Origin of the sequence: Amycolatopsis orientalis DSM 43388, from assembly GCF_000411975.1 — a bacterium.
Classification (GTDB): domain Bacteria; phylum Actinomycetota; class Actinomycetes; order Mycobacteriales; family Pseudonocardiaceae; genus Amycolatopsis; species Amycolatopsis orientalis_D.
Map to the genome: position 1 here is coordinate 1 of NZ_ASXG01000158.1, position 22,157 is coordinate 22,157.

Sequence of the window (22,157 nt, forward strand, 5' to 3'; positions counted from 1 at the left end):
CCCCGCCTCCCCCTCCCTCCCGCCGCCTTACGTCCACAGTGGACAGTAGCCCAAAGCCACCGCATCCGAAACGATCGCCCGCCGAGCCAAGGAGCTCGGCGGACTGATCCGGCACGACGAAGCAGCTGCCCCGCGGGCGTGCGCCCTGCGCTGATGGAACTGCAAGTCCGGCCGCACCGCCCGCTCGCGGGTTCCCGAGCGCGACGCGTTCCCCGGTTTCGCCGCGGAGACGGCAGTGGAGTCCCTGCGCACGGCCTGATTCGTCGGAGCGGAGGAACTTTCCCCGCGCTCTCCTCGGTCCGGACGAACAAGTGACGTGCGCCACCGACCTAGCATTTCCGAAACGCCGGTCCACCATCCCTCGGACAGAAGGTGCACATGTCGAAAATTTCCGAAATCGAGACCTGGCTTCAGGAGAATTTCGCCGCGTTGCTGGCCAAGCATCAGGTCCCCGGAGCCGCCATCGCGGTGCTCGCCGACGGCGAGGTGATCGACCACGCGGCCGGCGTCGTGAACAAGGGCACCGGCGTGGAGTCCACTGTGGACTCGGTGTTCCAGATCGGGTCGATCACCAAGGTGTGGACGACCACGCTGGCCATGCAGCTGGTCGACGAGGGCAAGCTCGACCTCGACCGGCCGGTGCGCGACTACCTCCCGGAGTTCGCGCTCGGCGACGAGGACGCCGCGGCGGCGATCACCGTCCGGCAGCTGGCCTGTCACACCGCCGGGTTCGAGGGCGACATCTTCACCGACACCGGACCCGGCGACGACTGCGTGGAGAAGCTCGTCGCGACGCTGTCCGACGTGCCGCAGCTTTTCCCGCCGGGCGAGCGGTTCTCCTACAACAACGCCGGCTACTGCGTGCTCGGCCGCGTGATCGAGGTGCTGCGCGGCAAGTGCTGGGACGACTGCGTGCGCGACCACCTCTTCGCTCCGCTCGGCCTGACCCACGCGGCGTCCGGTCCGTACGACGCGATCCGCTACCGCGCGGCGATCGGGCACGTCTCGCCGAAACCGGGCGACGACCCGGTGCCCGCGCCGGTCTGGGCGCTCACCCGCTCGAACTCGCCGGCCGGGTCGACGCTCGCGATGCGCCCGCGCGACCTGCTGACGTTCGTCCGGATGCAGCTGAACGAGGGCAAGGCCGACGACGGCACCCAGGTGGTGCTGCCGGAATCGCTGCTCGCGATGCGCGAACCGCAGGTCGACGTGCCCTACCTCGGCCTGATGTCCGCGCACTGGGGTCTCGGCTGGATGCTTTTCGACTGGGACGGCGGCAAGGTGATCGGCCACGACGGCGGGACCATCGGCCAGTCGGCTTTCCTGCGCGTGGTGCCCGAACGCGGCGTCGCGGTCGCGCTGCTGACCAACGGCGGCAACCCGATCCACGTGTACCACGAGATCTACACAAAGCTGCTCGACGAACTCGCCGGGGTGCAGGTGCCGCCGCTGCCCGAGCCGAACCCCGCCGCCGCGCCAGCCGACCTTTCTCGCTACGTGGGCGAGTACTCGTCCATGGTCGCCGACACCGTCGTCGTCGAAGAAGACGGCAAGCTCTGGATGACGCGCACCCCCAAGGGCATCTTCGCGGAACTCAGCAGCGCACCGCCGGCCAAGGAAGAGCTGTTCCCGTGCCAGGGGGACACGTTCGTCGCCAAAACCGACCAGCTGCCCGGTGTTTACCTGGCACACGCGTTCGTCGGCGATGACGGCAACGGCCGCGCCCAGTTCGTCCACACTGGACGCGCGGACCGGCGGGTTTCCCAGTGAGCGGTATCCAGGCGCAGATCGAAGCTGTGTTCGCCGACGCTGGCGCGGAAGGGTTCCTGCATGCCCGGGAAATCGGTGCGCCGGGCCCGGAAGTGTCGGCGGGCGGGGACGCCCCGGTCGTCCTCGCTTCGGTATTCAAGATCCCGGTGGCGCTCGCGTACGCCCGCGAGGTCGCCGCCGGACGGCTGGACGACACGGAACGGACCAAGGTGACCGCGCGGTACCGGATCGGCGGCATCGGCACCGCGGGCTGCGCTGACGACGTCGAAATGAGCTGGCGCGACCTCGCGCACTTCATGCTCACGATGAGCGACAACGCCGCGACCGACGTGCTCTACCACCGGCTCGGCCAGGAAACGATCGACGGGGTGCTGGCCGACCTCGGACTCGCCCGCACCCGGCTGATCGGCTGCTGCGAGGACTTGTTCGCCACCGTCGTCTCCGATCTCGGCGGCAGTCCGGAGTCCGATCTCGAAGCGCTGCTGGGTGAAGCGACTCCGGAGCAGCTGGACAAACTGTCGGTTCGCGATCCGGAACGCACCACCTCCTCCACGCCGCGCGAGATCACCGAGTTGCTCGACGCGATCTGGACCGACCGGGCGGGCGAACCGCAAGCGTGCGAACGGGTCCGCACGATCATGGCGCAGCAGATCTGGCCGCACCGGCTGTCGTCGGGCTTCCCGTCCGGCGTGCGGGTGGCGGCGAAAACCGGGACGCTGCCCGGAATCCGCAACGAAGCGGGCGTGGTGACCTTGGGGGACGGCCGCCGGTTCGCGGTCGCGGTGTTCACTCGCGCGCATTCTCTCGAAGACCGCCTTCCCGCGGTCGACGCGTCCATCGGCGCCGCCGCCCGGCTGGCGATCGACCACCTCCAGAGCGCGACTCCGTAGGAGAAATCCCATGAAAACTGCCCGGCTCACCGCCGCGATGGCGGGCGTGGTGGCCTTGACCGTGAGCGCGTGCGGGGGATCAGCGCAATCCGGGACGGACCGGACCGCGAACCAGAAACTGGTCGACGGCAAGACGTTCACCTATGCCATCCCGACCGATCCGGGAACGCTCGACCCGGCGATCACCGTGCTGTCGGTCGCCCGCAACCTCGACGGGTTCCTCTACGACAGCCTGATCAATCTCGATTCGAAGGGCCAGCCGGTGGCGGGGCTCGCGGAAAAGTGGGACGCCACCACGACCACCGCGACCTTCACCCTGCGCAAGGGCATCACCTGCGCTGACGGCAGCCCGCTGAGCGCGGCCGACGCGGCGGCGAACATCAACTACGTCGGCGACCCGGCGAACAAATCCCCGCTCGCCGGGGTCACGGTGGCCCCCGGCACGAAGGCGGCCGCCAGCGCGGACACGGTCACGGTCACCAGCGGAGCGCCGGACGCCTTCCTGCTCCGCAACATCGCCGGCCTGCCGATCGCCTGCGCCAAGGGGCTCGCCGACCGCAAGACGCTCGCCAAGGGCGAGAACGGCACCGGCATGTTCACCATGACCGAGATCGTCCCGAACGACCACTACACGCTGACCCGGCGCAAGGACTACACGTGGGGTCCCGGCCAGTTCGACCCGAAGCAGAAGGGCCTTCCGGACAAGGTCAACGTCCGGGTCATCCCGAACATGACGACGATGTCGAACCTGCTGCTGTCCGGCGAGGTCAACGCGGGCTCGGTGATCGGGCAGGACCAGCAGCGGCTCAAGGCCCAGCGGCTGTACCACGCCGACATCGTCTCGCCGTTCGGCGAGCTGTTCTTCAACCAGGCTCCCGGCCGGTTCGGCGCGGACCAGGCGATGCGCCGCGCGCTGGTGCAGGCGATCGACCTCCCGCAGGTCGCGAAGGTGCTGACCCGCGACGGCAGCGCGCCGGTCAAGGGCATGGTCACCATCGAACCCCGGCCGTGCGACGGCGATTCGGCCACCGGGAAGATCCCCGGTTTCGACGTCGCCGCGGCGAAGGCGGCGCTGGATCAGGCGGGCTGGAAACCGGGACCGGACGGCATCCGCGTGAAGGACGGGAAGCGGCTCGCGCTGACCGCGATCTACGGCACGCAGGCCGGTCCGACGATGCCGCCGGGCGCGGAGTTGATGCAGCAGGGCTGGAAGGCCGTCGGCGTCGACGTCACGCTCAAGGGCCTCGACAGCCCGGGCATCAGCCAGGCGCTGTTCGCCACGGGCGAGTGGGACATCTCGATGGCGCCGCTCGGCCTCACCCTGCCCAGCCAGCTGGTGCCGTTCATTTCCGGCGGGCAGCCGCCGCAGGGCACGAACTTCGCGCACATCAAGAACCCGCGGTACGACTCGCTGGTCGCCAAGGCGGCGACGCAGGCCGGGGAAGCGGGCTGTGCGGACTGGACGGCCGCGGAATCGGCGCTGTTCGAGAAGCAGGACGTCGTGCAGTTCGCGAACTCGGTGATCCCGACCTACGGCAGCAACGCGAAGTTCGAGATCGTCAACGGCTACCTGACGCCGGCGTCCATCCGGATGTACGCCTGATGACCGGCGCGATCGCCGTAACGGGCCCGAAGGTCAGTCCCTGGCTGACCTTCGGCGCCCGCCGCCTCGGGCGGTTCGTGGTGTCGCTGTGGGTGCTGGTGACCATGGCGTTCCTGATGATCCAGCTGATCCCGGGCGATCCGGTGCGCGCGGCGCTCGGCCTGACCGCGCCGATCGAACTGGTCAACGCCCGGCGTGCCGCGCTCGGGCTGGATCATCCGCTGTGGCAGCAGTATCTCGATTATTTCGGCGGGCTGTTCCGCGGCGATTTCGGCACGTCCATGCTGACCGGGCAACCCGTCGGCGACGTCATCTCCGACCGGCTCCCGGCGACCCTGCAACTGGCGTTGCCCGCGTTCGCGGTGGTCATCGGGCTGGCGATTCCGCTCGGCCTGACGTTCGCCGTGCTCACCCGCGGCGGCCGGCACCGCGGCGCCGAGCTGGGGTTCACCTCGACCACCGTGCTGTTCGCCGCGATCCCGGAGTTCCTGGTCGCAGTGGCGCTGGTGGCGTTCTTCGCGGTGCAGCTCGGCTGGTTCCCGGTGGCCGGGCACGACGGCGCGGGCTCGCTGGTGCTGCCGATCATCGCGCTGGCGCTGGGCCCGGCCTCGACGCTGTCCCGGATTGTCCGGGTCGAGACGCTTTCGGTGCTGGGCAACGATTTCGTCCGCACCGCGCGGGCGAAACGGCTGCCTGCCCGGCTGATTTACCTGCGCCACGCGCTGCCGAACGCGCTGACCGCGACCCTCACGCTCGGCGGCCTGATGCTGACCAGCCTCGTCGCGGGCACCGTGCTGGTGGAGAACGTCTTCGCCTGGCCCGGTCTCGGTTCGACGATCTCGCAATCCATTCTGCAGAAGGACTACCCGCTGGTGCAGGGAATCGTGCTCGTGTACGGCATCGGCGTGCTGCTGGTGAACCTCGTCGTGGACCTGCTGCTGGCGATTCTCGATCCGCGTTCGACGATCCGGGAGAACTGAGATGGCGAAACGGCGCGGACAACAGTGGCTGGCCGCCGTGCGCACCCCGCTCGGCGCGTTCGCCGCCGTCCTGCTCGTGCTGGTGCTCGTGCTCGCGGTGCTGGGCCCGATCCTGTGGCGGGACGCGGCTTCGGCGATCGACACGAACGCGATCAGCCAGGGCCCGTCGGGCGCTCATCTGGTCGGCACGGACGAATTGGGCCGCGACATCTTCTACCGCGTGCTCGTGGCGACCCGGCTTTCGGTGGTGCTGGCGCTGCTGGCCGCCGCGCTCGGCGTCGTGACCGGCCTGGTGCTCGGCATGCTGCCCGCGGTGCTGCCGCGTCCGCTCGGCCGGCTGCTGACGGCGGCGGTGAACATCGCGGTCGCGTTCCCCGGCCTGCTGCTGGTGCTGTTCTTCGCGGTGATTTTCGGCGTGGGCACCCAAGGCGCGGTGATGGCGATCGGGTTCGCGCTGGCCCCGCAGTTCGCCCGGCTGACGCAGACGTTGTCGGCTTCGGTGGCCGGGCGGGATTTCGTGTCCGCCGCCCGGGTCGCCGGAGTGGGCCGGATCCGGTTGCTGTTCCGGCACATCCTGCCGAACATCGGAGAGCCGCTGGCGATCAACGCCACCCTCGGCGCCGGTGGTTCGCTGCTGGCGTTCTCCGGGCTGTCGTTCCTCGGAATCGGCGTGCAGGCCCCGGAATACGACTGGGGACGGCTGCTCAACGAGGGGCTGAACGGCATTTACGTCAACCCGGCCGCGGCGCTCGCCCCCGGGGTCGCGGTGGTCATCGCGGGCCTGGCGTTCAACCTGTTCGGCGAGACGGTCGCCGGGGTGATCGGCGTGCGGACGCGGTTGCCGCGGCTGGGTCCGCGAATCCGGCGCAAGTCCACAGTGGATACCGCGGCGGCGGACGAGGCCGTGCTGGTGGTCGAGAACCTGGAAGTCGCGTTCCCCCGGCCGGCCGGCTGGACGGTGCCGGTGCGCGGGGTGAGCTTCACCGTGCGGGCGGGCGAAGTGATCGGGGTCGTCGGCGAATCCGGTTCCGGCAAGAGCTTGACCGGGCTGGCGGTGTCGCGGCTGATCGAAGCGCCGGGTCGCGTGACCGCGGACCGGCTGGACTTCGCCGGAACTCCGGTGCTCACCACACCGGAGCGCGAATTGCGGACGCTGCTCGGGACGTCGCTGGCGATGGTGTTCCAGGACCCGATGACGTCGTTCAACCCGACCCGGCGGATCGGCCGTCAGCTCGCCGAGGTTTCCGAGCAGCACCACGGGCTTTCCCGGGCCAAGGCGTTCGAGCGGGCGGTCGACCGGCTGCGCGCGGTGCGGATTCCGGCCGCGGAACGGCGGGCGATGCAGTACCCGCACGAGTTTTCCGGCGGCATGCGGCAGCGCGCGATGATCGGCATGGGACTGATGGGCGACCCGCGGCTGATCATCGCCGACGAACCCACGACCGCGCTGGACGTGACCGTGCAACGGCAGCTGCTGCGGCTGCTGGCCCAGACCCGCGCCGAACGGGACACCGCGGTCATCCTGATCAGCCACGACATCGCGGTCGTTTCCCAGACCTGCGAACGGATTCTGGTGATGTACGCCGGACGGATCGTGGAAGATCTGCCCGCCGCCGGACCGGACCTCGCGACGCGGCATCCGTACACGCGGGCGCTGCTGGCCACGACGCTCGACCTGGAGACGGACCCGGACGCGCCGCTCGCGGTGATCCCCGGTCGTCCGCCGGAACCCGACCGGCTGCCGTCCGGCTGCGCATTCGCCAACCGCTGCCCGGTGGCGACCGAGCGGTGTCGCGAGGAGGACCCGGAACTGACTGTGCTCGCGCCGGAACATCGGGTGGCGTGCTGGCATCCGGATGCGGCAGGGTCGGAAACAGCGGTCGCGGCGGTCGTGGCGGGAGGGGCGGAATGAGCGAGCTGGCGTTCGATTCGGTCAGCGTCCGGTACGGCGGACGACGCGGGCTCACCGCGGTCGACGGAGTTTCGCTGACCGTCCCGGCGGGCAAGGTCGTCGGCCTGGTGGGCGAATCCGGGTCGGGCAAATCGACGCTCGCCCGGGCGGCCGTCGGCTTGTCGCCGGTGAGCGCCGGACGCGTGCTGCTCGGCGGCGTGGACGTGCGGAAACTGCCGCGCCGGCGTCCGCTGCAGATGGTGTTCCAGGATCCGTATTCCTCGCTCAACCCGCGGATGACCATCGGCGAGTCGATCGCCGAAGCCATGCCGCGCGGGACGGACCGCCGAGCCGAGGTCGCCCGGTTGCTGGAACTGGTCAATCTCGATCCGGAACGGGCCGCGCACCTGCCCGGCCAGCTGTCCGGCGGGCAGCGGCAACGGGTCGCGCTCGCCCGGGCGCTCGCGGGCCGTCCGCAGGCGCTGATCGCCGACGAGATCACCTCGGCGCTCGACGTTTCGGTGCAGGGCGCGGTGCTCAACCTCGTGCGCTCGGTGCAGCGGCAACTCGATTTGTCGATGCTGTTCATTTCGCACAACCTCGCCGTGATCCGGTATCTCAGCGATTTCGTCGCGGTGATGTATCTCGGGCGGATTGTCGAGGCCGGACCGGCACATCAAGTGCTCACCGATCCGCGACACCCCTACACCCGCGATCTGCTCGATGCCGCGCCCTCGGCGCACAAGCCGCTGTTCGACCTCGAACCCGGCCCGACCGCGGACGCGGAACCGCCGGATCCGCACCACCCGCCGGCCGGCTGCCGGTATCACCCGCGCTGCCCGGTCGGCCCGCTCGCGCGGAGCGACCGCGAGATCTGCCTCCGGACCGATCCGGCCGACGGCGCCGCGACCCGCAAGCACGCCGCAGCCTGCCACTTCACTGAATCCGAGGGCCACGAGCCCGCGATTTCCCAAGGAGCCAGCGTATGACCCGCCGTCTCGGCATCGACGACCTTTACGACCTCGCCGCGCCCAGCCAGCCCGCGCTCTCGCCGGACCGCAGCCGGATCGCCTACGTGGTCCGGACCGCGGACCGGGAGGAGGACCGGAACGTCGACGCGCTCTGGACAGTCGGCGCCTCCTCCGGAGAAGCCCGCCAGCTCACCCGCGGCAACGCGGACGCGGCGCCCGCCTGGTCTCCGGACGGTTCCCGCCTCGCGTTCCTGCGCGCCCAGGACGGTCCGCCGCAGGTTTGGGCCCTCCCGGCGGACGGCGGCGAGGCCGAGCAGCTCACCAAGCTCCCGCTCGGCGCGGGCGCCCCGGTGTGGAGCCCGGACGGCAGCAAGATCGCGTTCTCCGCGGCGGTCGACCTCGCCGCGGTGGTCGAAGAGCCGCCGGCGAACACGCCGATCGTCGCCGAGCGGCTGGACTACAAGTCCGACGGTCCGGGCCTGCTGAAGACGCTCCGCGGCCACGTGCACGTCCTCGACCTCGCGACCGGCGAAGTCGAGCAGCGCACCTTCGGCGACTGGCACGCGGGCCAGCCCGCCTGGTCGCCCGACGGCACGCACGTCGCGTTCACCGCGGCCCTGGACGACGACGCCGACCTCACCTTCCGGGCCGCCGCCTACGTCCTCGACGTGACCGAACGCAACGCCGAACCGCGCCTGGTCGGCACCGACCAGGGCATGGCGGGCACGGTCGACTGGACCAGGGACGGCAAGGCGCTGCTGGTGGTCAGCCGCACCGACACCGCGACCGGACACCTCGGTCTGCTGCGCGTTCCGCTGGACGGCGGCGAGACAGTCGACCTGGCCGCCAGCCTCGACCGCAACGTGATGCCCGGCGGCCCCGGTTACCCGGGTGCCCTCCCGCAACTGACCGCGGCGGGCGACGTCGTGCTGTTCGCGATCCGCGACCGCGGCTGCACCCATCTGTACGAAGTGGACGTTGCCGGCGGCGAACCGCGTGCGGTGCTGACCGGCGAGGGCAACGTGGTGTCCGGAATGGACCTGGTCGGCGATCAGGCCGCGATCGTGTTGGCTACCGCCGATTCCTTCGGCGAGGTCGCCGTTCTCGACCGCGTCACGGGCAAGGTCGACGTGCGCACGAAGCACGGCGATGCAGTGTCCGAAGTGGAATTGTTCGCTCGTGAGTCGCGTGAATTCACCATCAGCGACGGCACCGTCGTGCAGGGCTGGCTCATCCGCGACCCCGAACGCACCGGCCCCCAGCCGCTGCTGCTCGACATCCACGGCGGTCCGCACAACGCCTGGAACGGTGCCGCGGACTCGATTCACCTGTACCACCAAACCCTTGCTGAACGCGGCTGGGCAGTGCTGCTGATCAACCCGCGAGCCAGCGACGGGTACGGCGAAGCGTTTTACAACGCGGCGATCGGCGCGTGGGGACACGCGGACGCGCCGGACTTCCTCGAGCCGATCGATCAACTCATCGCCGAAGGCCTGGCCGATCCGGACCGGCTCGCCGTCACCGGCTACAGCTACGGCGGTTATATGACCTGCTACCTGACCAGCCGCGACGACCGCTTCGCCGCTGCCGTGGCCGGTGGGGTGGTGAGCGACCTGACCAGTCTGGCGGGTACGTCCGACGGCGGGCATTTCATGGCAGTCAACGAATTCGCCGGACTCTCGTGGGGCAAGTACGAGAAATCCTCGCCGCACGCGCAGGTCGAGAACGTCCGCACCCCGACGTTGATTCTGCACGGCGGCGAGGACGTCCGGTGCCCGGTCGGGCAGGCTGAGCAGTGGTTCACCGCACTGCGCGAGCGCGATGTGCCGACCCGGCTGGTGCTGTACCCGGGCGGCGCGCATCTGTTCATTTTGGACGGTCCGCCGTCGCACCGGGCCGACTACAACCGGCGCGTGGTCGACTGGGTCGAGCAGTACGCGGGCTCGCGGGTGCCGATCGAGGCCGCGCACTGGAGCCGGCGGCTCGCGGAACTGGCGCGCAAGTACGACGTTCCCGGTGCGTCGCTGGGAATCCTGCGCGTCGACACCGGCGAGGAGGTCTTCGCGACCCACGGCGTGCTGAGCAAGACGACCGGGGTCGAGGTCACCGAGGATTCGCTGTTCCAGATCGGCTCGATCTCCAAGGTGTGGACGTCGACCGTGGTGATGCAACTCGTCGACCAGGGCCTGCTCGACCTCGACGCGCCGATCATCGACGTGCTGCCCGAACTGCGGCTGTCCGATCCGGAAGTGGCCAAGCGCGTCACCATGCGGCATCTGCTGACGCACACCAGTGGCATCGACGGCGACATCTTCACCGACACCGGCCGCGGCGACGATTGCGTCGAGAAGTATGTCGACCTGCTGGAGGACGCCGCGCAGAACCATCCTCTCGGCGCGACTTTCTCCTACTGCAACTCAGGGTTCATCCTCATGGGCCGGGTCATCGAGAAGCTCACCGGGAAGACCTGGGACGCCGCGATGCGGGAGAAACTGTACACGCCGCTCGGCCTCACCCACACCGTCACGCTGCCGGAAGAGGCGCTGCTGTTCCGTGCCGCGGTCGGACACGTCTCGCCGGACGGCGAAGAGCCGGCCCCGGCCCCGGTCTGGCAACTGCCCCGCTCGGCCGGACCGGCCGGGCTGATCACCGCGCGCGCCGCGGACGTCCTCGCCTTCGCCCGCCTGCACCTCACCGGCGGCCTGACCGCGGACGGCACGCGGATCCTGTCGGCGGAATCGGCCAAGGCGATGGCGGAGAAGCAGGCCGACGTCCCGGACAAGCACACCCTCGGCGATTCGTGGGGCCTCGGCTGGATCCGCGACGAGTGGGGCGGCCGCCGCGTCATCGGCCACGACGGCAACACCATCGGGCAGTCGGCGTTCCTGCGCCTGCTGCCGGACGCGGGCCTCGCGGTCACCCTGCTGACCAACGGCGGCCACGCGCGGGACCTGTACACCGAGCTGTACCGGGAAATCTTCGCCGAACTGGCCGACGTCGCGATGCCGCGCCCGCTCGAACCCCCGGCCACGCCGGTGAAGGTGGACGCGAGCCGCCACCTGGGCGTCTACGAACGGGCGGGCGCGCACATCGAGGTCGTGGAGCGCGAGGGCGGACTGCGCGTCATCTACACGGTGACCGGACCGCTGGCCGAAATGATGCCAGACAACGTCCACGAATACGACCTGGAAGCGGTCTCGGACACGCTGTTCCTGCTCCGCATGCCGGGCGGGCAGTTCTGGACGCCGGTGCTGTTCTACACCCTGCCGACGGGGGAGCCGTACCTGCACTTCGGTGCCCGGGCGACGCCCAAGGTGTCCTGACGCGGGAGGGGCTGGGCATTCGCTGCCCAGCCCCTCCAGCCGGGTCAATCCTTGCGTCGGGCCATAAAACGCCCGATCAGCAGCACCAAGCACACCACCGCCACTCCGCCGCCGAGGTAGCGGTAAATGTCCGCCAGCCCGGCGAACTGGCCGATCGAATTGACGGCGGCGCCGGCGAGAAAAGCCAGCCACAGCAAGGTAGTCACAACAGCGCCGCCAGCGGTGCGGCTCGGGGAAGTCTCCATGCCGAGAACACTATGGAGCGCCGAGGGCGGCGACCACGCCGTAGACCCCCCACTTCGTGGTAGCGCCTGCGCTACCTCTTCCCGTTCAGATAAGCCAGCACCGCCAGCACCCGCCGGTGCCCGCTGTCCTCCGGCAAGCCCAGCTTCGCGAAAATGTTGCGGATGTGCTTGAGCACCGTTCCGTCGCTCACCACCAGAAGTTCCGCGATCGTGGCGTTGTTGTAGCCCTCCGCCATCAACCCGAGCACCTCGCGCTCGCGCGCGGTCAGCGCGTCGAGCGGATCGCGGCGGTGCGCCAGCAGCTGGGTCACCACCTCCGGGTCCATCGCCGTGCCGCCTTCCACCACGCGGTGGTGATTTCCGTGGCCAACACGCTGGTGATGACCACCGCGCAGCGATCGCGGGAGTTCGCCCTGCTGCGGCTCATCGGCACCACGCGAGGCCAGGTCGTCCGGATGATGCGCCTGGAAGCCTTGACGACCGCCGGGTATCGCGGCCTTGCTCGGCACTGTGGTGGCAGCAATTCCGTTGGCACTGCTCAATCTTGCCCTGCGGGAAACTCCGCTGCCGTCCGGCACGCCGGCGGTGTTCGGCGGAATCCTCGCCGGAGCGTTCCTGCTCAGCCTGGTCTCGCTCGGTCTGTCCACGCGGGTCGCCTTGCGTGTCAAGCCCATCGACGCCATCGGCCTCCGAGAATAGGAACAACTGGCCCGCGGCGGATCGAACGCCAAGCCGCGCGCCGTCGTCCGGACCAATCCGGACGCGGCCGCGGCGACGGAGAGCGATGGCCGACTGGACTGGACCTCGTCCGCCGCACCTGTCCCACTGACCGGGAGCAACTCCCACAATCCGGTCGCCGCCGCCGAATGGCCCAGCGTCCAGGCAAAACGCCCCCACGTCGTGAGCATTCCGTGATCAAGTCCGAACCCCGCGTATCGACCGCGGCAGTTTCTACCCTGGTCATCGGATTAATCGGGCACACTCACTCATTCGGCTTAACAACTTCGCTATCTTGGACCCCGTGGTGCACGCAAAGTCACGTTCCGCTCAGCGGGCGAGCCTTCGGCTGGGCGCCGTGGCAGCGGCCACGGTCCTGGGGGCCGGGCTCGCCGGAGCCTACGTCGGCCTGCACCGGACCGCGGAAGCCGACACCGCGAAGCCGGTGTCGAACGTTGCCGTCGCGCGCAGCGCCGGCGGCAACGCGGGCAACGCCAGCAGCACGGTCAGCGGGGGCCCGGGCAACACCGGCGGCAAGGGGCAGGCCTCCGCGCCGCCGCCCGCGCTGCCCGACCACCCGACTCCGTTCAGCGTCAAACTGTCCTCGAAGGACATTCCGGAGAAGGGCGGCGGCGTCCGCACCGGCGGGTGCAGCGGTTCGCTGATCGCCCCGCAGTGGGTCGTCACCGCGGGCCACTGCTTCCACGACCTCGACGGCACGCGGGTCAGCGGCAAACCCGGCTACACGATGACCGCCGCGATCGGGAAGCTCACCGACTCCGATCCGCGCGGGCACGTGCTGACGATCGTGGACACGCGCCAGTCCGCGGTCAACGACCTCGCGCTCGCCAAGCTGTCCGAGCCGGTCACCGACATCGAACCGCTCGCGCTCCCGGACGGTCCGCCGGAACCGGGCGAGCACACCACGTTCGTCGGCTGGGGTTCGCTGTCCTCGAAGGTCATCGTGCAGACCGACCACCTCAAACGCGGCGACTTCCAGGTGGACGAAGTGCGCAAGGACGAGATCACCCTGGAGCCGCTGAAGAAGCGGACGGTCGAGAACAGCCCGTGCCCGGACGACTCGGGCTCGCCGTTTTTCGCGCCGGTGAAGGGCAAGAACACGCTGATCGCGGTCGAGAACTTCGGTCCGGACTGTCCTTCGCCCGGCATCGAAACCGCGGCGCGCGTGGACCAGCTCGTCTCGTGGATCCGCGAACAGATCGGCTCGTGAGCGCCGATGCCGGTTAGAACCGGCATAAACACGCACGACTTCACCGGGGCAGCAACGCCGCCAATTCCCGTGCCGCCGCACGCAAAGCGGGCACGAACTCCTCCAGCTGCGCCACGGTCAACCGGTAAGCCGGGGCCGCGGTGGACAACGCGGCGATCGCGGTCCCGTCCGGGGTCCGGATCGGAACGCCGACCGCGCGGATGCCTTCCTCGTGTTCCTCGTCGGCGATCGCGAAACCCCGTTCGCGCACCGCCGCGATTTCCGCCGCGAACGCCTCCCGCTCGGTGATCGTGCGCGGGCCTAGCGCGGGCAGTTCGAGCGAAGCGACCAGCTCGTCCCGGTTCGGCGCGAACGCGACCAGGCATTTGCCCATCGACGTGCAGTGCAGCGGGCCGCGCGCGCCCGGTTCGCCGCGGATCTGCAGCCGCTGCGACCCCTGCACCGAATGCACGTAAACCTGGTTGTGCCCGTCGAGGACCGCCAGCAGCGTCGGCTCGCCGGTCTCCGCGGACAGCTTCTGCATCACCGGCAGCGCCACGCCGGCGAACCCGCGCGCCTGCGACACCGACTGGCCAAGCTCGAACAACCGCAGCCCCAGCGAATACCGCTTCGACACCGGGTCGTTGCGCGCGAATCCCTCGCTCTGCAAGGAACTGAGCAGCCGATGCGTGGTGCTCACCGGATACCCGGCAGCCCGCGCCAGCTCGGACAGCGGCACGCCCTCGGGGTAGCCGCCGAGCAGCGACAGCACCCGCAAAGCCTTGCCGACCATGTCCGCCATCGGACCCCCTTGACGTCCCGCGCGCGGCGACGCACACTGCCTCTCACCGCATTGCGGAATAGCTTTCCAGATTACGGAAAGCGCGTCAAGGACTTGGGTCAGCGGCGACAGGAGTACCGGATGAACACCGTCGAGCAGGCGGGCACGCTCGGGAGGCAGCGCTGGCTGCGGCTGATCCCGATCGTCTTCGTCACCTACAGCCTCGCCTACCTCGACCGGTCGAACTTTTCGATCGCGACCGCGGGCGGCATGGCCGAGGAACTGCATCTCACGAGCACGACGTCCGGCCTGATCGGCGCGTCGTTCTTCCTCGGCTACTTCCTGCTGCAGGTCCCCGGCGTGCTCTACGCCGATCGCCGCAGCGTGCGCAGCCTGATCTTCTGGTCGGTGCTCGCCTGGGGCGTGCTGGCGACGGCGCAGGGACTGCTCAGTTCGGTGTCGGTGCTGATCGGGGTCCGGTTCCTGCTCGGCGCGGTCGAAGCGGCGGTGCTGCCCGCGCTCGTCGTGCTGCTCGCGCGGTGGTTCACGAAGGCCGAGCGCGGCCGGGCCAACGCCTTCCTGATCCTGGGCAACCCGGTCACGGTGATGTGGCTGTCGGCGGCGTCCGGGTACTTGATCGAGGCCACGTCCTGGCGCGGCATGTTCATCATCGAGGGCATTCCGGCGCTGATCTGGGCTTTCGTGTTCCGTGCGCAGGTTCGCGACCGGCCCGCCGACACGCCGTGGCTCGACCCGGCCGGTCGCGACGCGGTCGAGGCCGCGATCGCCGCCGAACAGGCGCAGCTGCCGGTGCCGGCGGAGCGTCCGGTGCGGGAAGTGTTGCGCTCCAAGGCGGTTCTGCTGCTGGCGGCGCAGTATCTGTTGTGGAGCATCGGGGTTTACGGCTTCGTGTTCTGGCTGCCCTCGATTGTCAAGGCGGGTTCGTCGGCCGGGATCGGCGCGACCGGTTTGCTGTCGGCGATCCCGTACGCGTTCGCCGTGGTGGCGATGCTGATCAACTCGCGCGGCTCGGACCGGTCCGGAGCGCGCCGCCGGTTCGTCTGGCCGTGGCTGCTCGCCGGCGCGGTCGCGTTCTACGGTTCGTACCTCTTGGGAAAGCAGCATTTCTGGTGGGCGTTCGTGCTGCTGGCGATTGCCGCGGTGGCTCTCTACGCGCCGTACGGCCCGTTCTTCGCGATGATTTCCGAACTCCTGCCGCAGCGGACCGCCGGAGTGGCGGTGGCGGTGGTCAACGCCGCCGGCGCGCTCGGCGGGTTCCTCGGGACCTACCTGGTCGGCTGGCTCGAACACGCCACCGGCAGCACGGCCGCCGCGTTCTTGATGCTGGCGGGGACAATGGCCGCGGCCGCGGTGCTGGTGCTCGCGGTTCCGGCGAAGACGAAGGAAAGGCGAGCATGACCGCGCGTGTACTCCTGCCCTGGTCCGACATTTCCGTTCCGGCCGAACTGGACGCGGTCGTCTGGGACGGCCGCGGCGCCCCGCCGGACGGCCTCGGCGACGTCGAGTTCTACGTCCTGCCCTACGACCAGGGCCCGGCGGCCGCGAAACTGATCCCGGAACTGCCGTCGCTGCGCGTGGTCCAGACGCTTTCCGCCGGCTACGACAATCTGCTGCCGCTCGTCCCGTCCGGGGTACGGCTGGCGAACGGCCGGGGCCTGCACGACCTCAGCGTCGCCGAGCACGCGCTCGCGCTGATCCTTGCCGCGCAACGGTATTTCCCGCGCTGGTTCGCGCAGCAGCGGACCGGTTCGTGGGACCGGGTGCACACGCGCTCGCTCGCCGACTGCCGCGTCCTGCTGGTCGGCTACGGCTCGATCGGCCGGGCCATCGAGCGATACCTGGAGGCGGGCGAGGCCGAGGTCGTCCGGGTCGCCAGCACCGCCCGCTCCGGCGTGCACGGCATCGACGAACTGCCGGAACTCCTGCCGACCGCGGACATCGTGGTGCTGGTCCTGCCCGACACCCCGCGGACGCGCGGCCTCTTCGGCGCCGCGGAACTGGCTCTGCTGCCGGACACCGCGCTGGTGGTGAACGTCGGCCGCGGCACCGCCGTGGACACCGAGGCACTCGCCGCCGAGGTCGCCGCCGGCCGCCTGCGCGCGGCGCTCGACGTCGTCGACCCGGAGCCGCTGCCCGCCGACCATCCTCTGTGGACCCTCGACGGCGCGATCATCACCCCGCACATCGCGGGCGGTTCGGACTCGTTCTACCCGCGGGCGAAGCGGCTGGCGGAACGGCAGCTCGCGCATTACGCGAAAGGCGAGCCGCTGGAGAACCTCGTCAACTGAGCGGGTCACGGCCATCGCGGGCCGACCCGGCGCGGAAAGGACGCTGCCTGCACATGCGGCGAGCAACGAGTCGAGGAAACGCTGGATGAATTCTCGCCCGCGCTCGCAGTCGCCCTAAGTCCCGCCTTCTCGCAGAACCGGAACGCCCGGTGCGCTCGAAGGCGGCCAGCACGCCCGCCGAAGCTCGTCGCCTGCCCTTTCCCCGGCGCGCTCCACCGGGTTTCCGCAGCTCTTCGCACACCTACCCAGAGCAACGCAAGAGGAGGAACGACTCCGACTGCAGGTACGAATGCGCAGTCGGGGGACCACCGAAAGTAGGTATGTGAGCCCTGTGTATGCTTCGCCATCGCTTGACTGGGTGGATTCTTCACCCGAATTGGTGGCCGTCGTGGTCGGGGAGATGTGTGGTCTCACGCGGTCCGTCGTTCGTGGTTCGGGACTCGATGGGAGAAAGCATGCACGGCAGGTCAATTCTGGTCCGGGGAGGGGCCGCGGTGGCGTCCGCGGCAGCGGCGCTCATGATCGCCGCGCCGGTCGCCCTCGCGGACGACAACGCCCCGTCGGCGCGCAGCGGCGCGGCCTCGGGCACGCTGGAACACGGCGGCACGTCGGGCTTCGACGTCAACATCGCCGACAAGGGCACGGTTCAGACGACGCTGTTCAACCTGAAGCTGTCCGACGGTGCCGTCTCGAAGATGTACTGCGTGCAGATCGAGGTCGGCGCGCGGTTCGGCGAGACGATGGTCGAGCACGCCTGGAACGACTACCCCGACGCGAAGTCGCCGTTCCGCAAGAACAACAAGAACATCAACTGGGTGCTGCACCACAGCTACCCGTCCGAGGATGTCGCGTCCCTGGAGAAGACGCTGACCGACAAGGGCGTCAAGCTCCACGACGGTCTGTCCGCGAAGGAAGCGCTGACCGCGACCCAGGCCGCGGTGTGGCACTACAGCGACGGCAAGGACCTCGACGAGAAGAACCCGCTGGCCAACGGTTCCGAGGACGAGGCGGCTGACGTCGTCGCGCTGTATGACTACCTGACCGGCGACGCCAACACCGGTGTCGAGGAGACGAAGCCGGCGCTGAGCATCACGCCGGCCAAGGCGTCCGGCGAAGCGGGCACGAAGATCGGTCCGTTCACCGTCGCCACCACCGGCACCATCACCGACTTCACGAGCAAGCTCCCCGAGGGCGTGAAGATCGTCGGCGAGAACGGCGAGGAGATCAAGTCCTCGGCGATCAAGAACGGCACGAAGCTGTTCCTGGACGTCCCGAAGGACGCGCAGCCCGGCACGGCCGAACTCGCGGTGAAGGCCGCGGGCGACGTCAACACCGGCCGCCTGTTCGTGGCCAAGAACTACGCGGACAAGCCGGCGCAGTCGCTGATCGTGGCCCAGTCGCAGAAGAGCAGCGTCGAGGCCGCCGCGACCGGCACCTGGACCGAAACGGGCCCGGTCACCACCGCTCCCGCGACGACCGCCCCCGCGGCCGGCAACACCTCGGGCCAGGCCCCGCTGGCGAACACCGGCGTGAACGCCGCCCTGCCCATCGGCATCGGCGCGGCCTTGGTGGTCGCCGGTGGCGCGATGCTGCTGGTCGTCCGCCGCCGGCGCAGCAACGCCTGATTCACCGCGTCACCCGCGTTAGCAACGGGCCGGTCCGGCAGGACCGGCCCGTTTTGCTTTCCTGGCCCGTGCTTCCGCCGGAGCCCGTGACAGGCTCCTGCGACCTCGGGCGGCTCTCCCTTTCCGTGAGGGGCCCCTTCACGGCCCCAGATTCCCTCAGGTTCCCCTCACGGCCCGCCGCTTTCCGTGAGGGGCCCCTTCACGGACTTGCATTCCCTCAAGGGGCCCTTCACGACCCGCTAGCCACGCCGGTGAGGGCCACCTTCACGGATTCTGATTCCCTGAGGGTTCCCCTCGCGGCCCGCCGCTTTCCGTGAGGGGCCCCTTCACGGACTTAGATTCCCTCAAGGGGCCCTTCACGCCCCCGCCGCGCCGCCGCCCCGCCGCCGGGCTAGGCCCAATGCCACCTTGGGGCGCTAGCCCCACTCACCCCCAGAACCGCAACCGCCGCACCCAACTCATCGAGGCACCCACCCCACCCCCGCACCCCGATACGAAGCCTCTCTGCGGTTCAGGGGTGCTTGTCAAGGCACGCTTTCCCGCCTTGACAAGCACCCCTGAACCGTCAGCACAATCAAGCTTCGGGGTGCCCCACGCCAACCCCTCGGGGCGATGTGCGAAGCACGAGCAGTCAGTTCACACAAGTAACCCCATCAGCGGTAATCTCCGCCGCACCCCCACCCGGAGCCTCCATCCCCACCGGCGCGACCACCGGAGCGGCCGCCGGAGCGACCTCCGGAGCAGCAGCCGGATGCACCCCAGAATCATCCGAATACTTCTGCCCCAAATAAACCCGGAAATGATCCTTGTCCAGCGAACTGTCGGAAGCCACCGCAACCCCGCCGAGCTTCTGCGCGATAACCTCAGCCTGACTACGCTGCCCCCGCCCGTAATAAACGGTCGAAGTCCGCCGAGTAGCGCTATTGCTCACCGACCCCCGCTGATATCCAGCAGCGGCAAGCTTGTCCGCGACGCGATTGGCCAACCCATCCACCCCAGACGAGTTGCGCACGTCCACCACATACGCACCCAACGCCGGATCCCCGCCAGCAGAAGTCGGCGGCGCGGAAGCGGAAGAAGACGGTGCGGCAGGAGAAGCCCCAGTCTGCTCCTGAATAAACCGCTGCACCTGCTGAGGATCCACCTGCACGGCGTCCCCGTCATTGGGCGTCTTCAAGGTAATACTGACCACCGGCACGGTCACGAAGTTGATGCTCCCCGCGCTCATCCCGTGCAGTTGCTGCGCGAACGCCAGCAAATCCCAGTTGGTATCGACAACAACGGCCTTCTTGACCGCCCCGATCAACGCGTCCAGCTTGCCCGGATCGGTCAGCGTCCCGGCGGAAAGGATCGTTTTGGCCATGCTGGCCATGAAAACCTGCTGCCGCTTGATCCGGTCCAAGTCCCCGTTGGGCAACCCGTGCCGCTGCCGGACGAACTGCAGGGCCTGCGCCCCGGAGACATTCTGCGGTCCAGCCGGGAAATTAGCCCCGGAGTAACTGTCCCGAACCGGAGCCTTGAGACAAACCGGCACCCCGCCGACCGCCTGGCTCACGTAGTAGAACCCGGCCAGGTTGACCGCCGCGTAATGCGTGATCTTCAGTCCGGTCAACTGCTGCACGGTCTCGATCGCCGTCTTGGCCCCGGCCTGCGCCGAATCGGTCTCCAGCTGCGCCCCGGATTCGCCCTGCGCCTTGAGCTCGTTCTTCCGCGCGGTCTGCCCGTAGGTGTAAGCCGAATTGATCTTGTGCTTCCCGAACTTCCCGGCAAGCTGGACATACGAGTCGCGCGGGATCGAGAAGGCCGTGGCGTTCCCGCCGCCCGCCGGGATGTGCACGACGATCATCGTGTCGGTCGTGTCGCCGCCGTCCTCGGCACCGCCCGCGTGCAGCTGGTCGAGCACGTCGTCGGGCAGCGGATTGCCCTCCGCGTCGGTGCGCGTGTCGAGGCCGACCAGCAGGATGTTCTGCTCGTCCATCGGCGAGTTCGAGCCGGAGCCGATCACATCCGACCTGGCCAGGCCGTCGGTGATCTGGTTCAGCTTCGACCACGCGAACGCGGTGCCGCCGAGGACCAGCAGCGAAACAACGGCCAGGAGCACCTGGGCGACGCGGAGCGCGCTGGAGGTCTTGCGACGCATCGGGGTTCCTCTTCCTGCCACATCCGGTGGTCTAAAGACCCACGGTAGCGGGCGTCTCACCTGGACGGGTTACCCACTTCCCCCAATTGCGGGGGAAGGTGCCCGGAATGTCGGACCGAGGGTGTATCGCCGGAAGTGGGCCGGCCTCGACTCTCATTCTACAGCGCTGTAGTTTTACTACAGCTGTGTAGAAGCAGAAAGAGGTGCCCGATGGCCCGCGTGGTGATCGTGTCCGCCCGGATCGGGGCCGGGCACGACGGTGCCGCCAGGGAACTGGACCGGTGGTTTTCCGGCCGTGGCGCGCGCGTCGTGCGCGCCGATTTCCTGGACCTGCTGCCAGGGAGACTCGGCGAGCTGCTCTGCGGCGCCTACCACCAGCAGCTGAACACGGTGCCGCGCAGCTGGGACTGGCTGCTCGGCGCACTCGGCACCCCCGCGCTGGCCGGAGCCGCCCGCCGGTTCGCCGGGCTCGCCACCCCGCGCCTGCGGGAGCTGCTCGGAGAGGACACCGACGTTGTCGTGTCCACCTATCCGCTCGCCACGCACGCGGTCGCTCGGCTGCGGCGGTCGAAGGAACTGACCGCGCCGCTCGTCGTCTACCTCACGGACCCCTCGGTGCACCGGCTGTGCGTCAGTCCGGACGCGACGCTCACCGTCGCTCCCAACGAAACCGCCGCCCGGCAGGCCCGGGCGCTCGGAGCCGGTCGCACGCTTGTCTCGCGTCCGCTGGTCGCGCCGGCCTTCCGTCCCGCCACCGGAAGGACCGAACGGATGCGGCTCCGGCTCGCCTTCGGTCTCCCGCACGACGGTCCGCTCGCGGTGGTGGTGGCCGGGTCCTGGGGCGTCGGCCAGATCGGGCAGACCGCCGACGACCTGCTCGCGACCGGGCTCGTCGAGCCGGTCGTGGTGTGCGGCCGCAACGAAGCGCTGGCCGAGCGGCTGCGGAGGACCGGGCATCGCCACGTCTTCGGCTGGGTCGACCGGATGCCGGAATTGCTGCGCGCGTGCGACGTCGTGGTGCAGAACGCGGGCGGGTTGACGACGTCGGAGGCGCTCGCGACCGGCCTTCCGGTGCTGACCTACCGCTGCCTACCCGGTCACGGCCGCGCCAACGCCGCCGTACTGCACAACGACGGCATTGTGCCGTGGGTGCATTCGCCGGGCGAGCTGACCGAAGCGCTGGAGTGGTTGCTGCGCCGCGCGGTCAAGGCGGCCGGATGATCCGCGGACTCGCCGCGGCCGCCGTCGCGCATGCCGCACCGGCGGCGCTGTTCGTGCCGCGGCTGCGAACGCCCCGGCTGGCCGGACAAGGCGACCCCGGCCATGTCGCACTGACCTTCGACGACGGCCCGAACAAGGAATCCACGCCGCGGTTCCTCCGCGCGCTGGAGAAGCTCGACGTCCGCGCGACCTTCTTCGTGCTCGGCCGGGAACTCGCCGCCGCGCCGGAGCTGGGCCGGGAAATGGTCGCGGCCGGGCACGAGATCGCGGTGCACGGCTGGGATCACCGCTGCTTCCTGCGCCGCTCGCCCAAGGCCTTGCACGACGAGCTGACTCGCACCGTCGACCTGATCGCACTCCTGACTGGCACTCGGCCGCAGTGGTTGCGCGCGCCGTATGGAGTGTTCAGCGCGAGCGCCTTGGTGTCGGCGCGAATGCTCGGCCTTCAGCCCGTTTTGTGGAGTACCTGGGGATTCGACTG

At 69.5% G+C, this 22,157-nt stretch carries 16 protein-coding genes and 2 pseudogenes; 14 read left to right on the forward strand and 4 right to left on the reverse strand.

Annotation, left to right across the window (positions count from 1 at the left end; translation table 11 throughout):
• Nucleotides 1-378: 378 nt before the first annotated feature.
• From L942_RS32600 to L942_RS32630, 7 genes are read left to right on the forward strand one after another with little or no spacing between them, the layout of a single operon-like run.
• Nucleotides 379-1,770: a serine hydrolase domain-containing protein gene (locus tag L942_RS32600; RefSeq protein ID WP_037367704.1), complete on the forward strand. Its 1,392-nt coding sequence runs from the start codon at nt 379-381 to the stop codon at nt 1,768-1,770.
• Nucleotides 1,767-2,660 carry a serine hydrolase gene (locus L942_RS32605; protein ID WP_037367706.1) on the forward strand — a complete coding sequence of 298 codons (894 nt, stop codon included), beginning with the start codon at nt 1,767-1,769 and terminating at the stop codon, nt 2,658-2,660. The genes L942_RS32600 and L942_RS32605 overlap by 4 nt, the downstream gene beginning before the upstream one ends.
• A 10-nt stretch (nt 2,661-2,670) precedes the next feature.
• The gene (locus L942_RS32610) at nt 2,671-4,263 is read left to right on the forward strand and encodes an ABC transporter substrate-binding protein (protein WP_037367708.1); all 1,593 of its coding nucleotides are present in this window, start codon (nt 2,671-2,673) and stop codon (nt 4,261-4,263) included.
• Nucleotides 4,263-5,243, forward strand: a complete 981-nt coding sequence (locus L942_RS32615; RefSeq protein ID WP_037367710.1) for an ABC transporter permease — start codon at nt 4,263-4,265, stop codon at nt 5,241-5,243. Before L942_RS32610 ends, L942_RS32615 begins: the two co-directional genes overlap by 1 nt.
• 1 nt (nt 5,244) lies before the next feature.
• The gene (locus L942_RS32620) at nt 5,245-7,155 is read left to right on the forward strand and encodes a dipeptide/oligopeptide/nickel ABC transporter permease/ATP-binding protein (RefSeq protein WP_037367711.1); all 1,911 of its coding nucleotides are present in this window, start codon (nt 5,245-5,247) and stop codon (nt 7,153-7,155) included.
• The gene (locus tag L942_RS32625; protein ID WP_037367712.1) at nt 7,152-8,123 is read left to right on the forward strand and encodes an ABC transporter ATP-binding protein; all 972 of its coding nucleotides are present in this window, start codon (nt 7,152-7,154) and stop codon (nt 8,121-8,123) included. Before L942_RS32620 ends, L942_RS32625 begins: the two co-directional genes overlap by 4 nt.
• Nucleotides 8,120-11,428, forward strand: a complete 3,309-nt coding sequence (locus L942_RS32630; RefSeq protein WP_037367713.1) for a serine hydrolase — start codon at nt 8,120-8,122, stop codon at nt 11,426-11,428. Before L942_RS32625 ends, L942_RS32630 begins: the two co-directional genes overlap by 4 nt.
• A gap of 44 nt (nt 11,429-11,472) precedes the next feature.
• Here L942_RS32630 and L942_RS32635 read toward each other — a convergent pair whose 3' ends face one another.
• The gene (locus tag L942_RS32635) at nt 11,473-11,673 is read right to left on the reverse strand and encodes a hypothetical protein (RefSeq protein ID WP_037367714.1); all 201 of its coding nucleotides are present in this window, start codon (nt 11,671-11,673) and stop codon (nt 11,473-11,475) included.
• A 71-nt stretch (nt 11,674-11,744) separates the two neighbouring features.
• Nucleotides 11,745-12,023, reverse strand: a pseudogene (locus tag L942_RS32640) (response regulator transcription factor); the annotation flags it as partial.
• 178 nt (nt 12,024-12,201) lie between these two features.
• On the opposite strand from L942_RS32640, the gene L942_RS46055 reads away from it, so the two are divergent.
• Together L942_RS46055 and L942_RS32650 are read left to right on the forward strand one after the other, a co-directional pair.
• Entirely contained in the window at nt 12,202-12,372 is a 171-nt protein-coding gene (locus tag L942_RS46055; protein WP_326929375.1) for a hypothetical protein, read from the forward strand.
• Nucleotides 12,373-12,748: 376 nt separating this feature from the next.
• Nucleotides 12,749-13,621 carry a S1 family peptidase gene (locus L942_RS32650; RefSeq protein ID WP_037367716.1) on the forward strand — a complete coding sequence of 291 codons (873 nt, stop codon included), beginning with the start codon at nt 12,749-12,751 and terminating at the stop codon, nt 13,619-13,621.
• A gap of 40 nt (nt 13,622-13,661) precedes the next feature.
• On the opposite strand, the gene L942_RS32655 is transcribed toward L942_RS32650, so the two are convergent.
• Complete coding sequence (locus tag L942_RS32655; RefSeq protein WP_037367718.1) at nt 13,662-14,402, reverse strand: IclR family transcriptional regulator; 741 nt, start codon at nt 14,400-14,402, stop codon at nt 13,662-13,664.
• Between the two features lie 120 nt (nt 14,403-14,522).
• Between L942_RS32655 and L942_RS32660 the strand changes: the two genes are divergently transcribed.
• The 3 genes from L942_RS32660 (at nt 14,523) to L942_RS32670 (ending at nt 18,315) form a co-directional block, all read left to right on the forward strand.
• Nucleotides 14,523-15,800 carry an MFS transporter gene (locus tag L942_RS32660; RefSeq protein ID WP_037367719.1) on the forward strand — a complete coding sequence of 426 codons (1,278 nt, stop codon included), beginning with the start codon at nt 14,523-14,525 and terminating at the stop codon, nt 15,798-15,800.
• Entirely contained in the window at nt 15,797-16,690 is an 894-nt protein-coding gene (locus tag L942_RS32665; protein ID WP_037367721.1) for a 2-hydroxyacid dehydrogenase, read from the forward strand. Before L942_RS32660 ends, L942_RS32665 begins: the two co-directional genes overlap by 4 nt.
• Before the next feature lie 494 nt (nt 16,691-17,184).
• Nucleotides 17,185-18,315: a thioester domain-containing protein gene (locus tag L942_RS32670; RefSeq protein WP_235079545.1), complete on the forward strand. Its 1,131-nt coding sequence runs from the start codon at nt 17,185-17,187 to the stop codon at nt 18,313-18,315.
• A 631-nt stretch (nt 18,316-18,946) separates the two neighbouring features.
• On the opposite strand, the gene L942_RS32675 is transcribed toward L942_RS32670, so the two are convergent.
• Nucleotides 18,947-20,515 (reverse strand): LCP family protein, encoded by a 1,569-nt coding sequence (locus L942_RS32675; protein ID WP_235079547.1) that lies wholly within the window; start codon nt 20,513-20,515, stop codon nt 18,947-18,949.
• Nucleotides 20,516-20,665: 150 nt separating this feature from the next.
• Here L942_RS32675 and L942_RS32680 point away from each other — a divergent pair, with 150 nt between their 5' ends.
• Complete coding sequence (locus L942_RS32680) at nt 20,666-21,676, forward strand: MGDG synthase family glycosyltransferase (protein WP_051166408.1); 1,011 nt, start codon at nt 20,666-20,668, stop codon at nt 21,674-21,676.
• Nucleotides 21,673-22,116 (forward strand): annotated as a pseudogene (locus L942_RS45660) (polysaccharide deacetylase family protein); the annotation flags it as partial. The gene L942_RS32680 and the pseudogene L942_RS45660, both read left to right, overlap by 4 nt.
• Nucleotides 22,117-22,157: the final 41 nt, after the last annotated feature.

Coding starts and splice junctions, on each gene's coding strand:
- L942_RS32600 (WP_037367704.1), top strand. CDS start 379: ATGTCGAAAATTTCCGAAATCGAGACCTGGCTTCAGGAGAATTTCGCC.
- L942_RS32610 (WP_037367708.1), top strand. CDS start 2,671: ATGAAAACTGCCCGGCTCACCGCCGCGATGGCGGGCGTGGTGGCCTTG.
- L942_RS32615 (WP_037367710.1), top strand. CDS start 4,263: ATGACCGGCGCGATCGCCGTAACGGGCCCGAAGGTCAGTCCCTGGCTG.
- L942_RS32620 (WP_037367711.1), top strand. CDS start 5,245: ATGGCGAAACGGCGCGGACAACAGTGGCTGGCCGCCGTGCGCACCCCG.
- L942_RS32625 (WP_037367712.1), top strand. CDS start 7,152: ATGAGCGAGCTGGCGTTCGATTCGGTCAGCGTCCGGTACGGCGGACGA.
- L942_RS32630 (WP_037367713.1), top strand. CDS start 8,120: ATGACCCGCCGTCTCGGCATCGACGACCTTTACGACCTCGCCGCGCCC.
- L942_RS32635 (WP_037367714.1), bottom strand. CDS start 11,673: ATGGAGACTTCCCCGAGCCGCACCGCTGGCGGCGCTGTTGTGACTACC.
- L942_RS32655 (WP_037367718.1), bottom strand. CDS start 14,402: ATGGCGGACATGGTCGGCAAGGCTTTGCGGGTGCTGTCGCTGCTCGGC.
- L942_RS32660 (WP_037367719.1), top strand. CDS start 14,523: ATGAACACCGTCGAGCAGGCGGGCACGCTCGGGAGGCAGCGCTGGCTG.
- L942_RS32665 (WP_037367721.1), top strand. CDS start 15,797: ATGACCGCGCGTGTACTCCTGCCCTGGTCCGACATTTCCGTTCCGGCC.
- L942_RS32680 (WP_051166408.1), top strand. CDS start 20,666: ATGGCCCGCGTGGTGATCGTGTCCGCCCGGATCGGGGCCGGGCACGAC.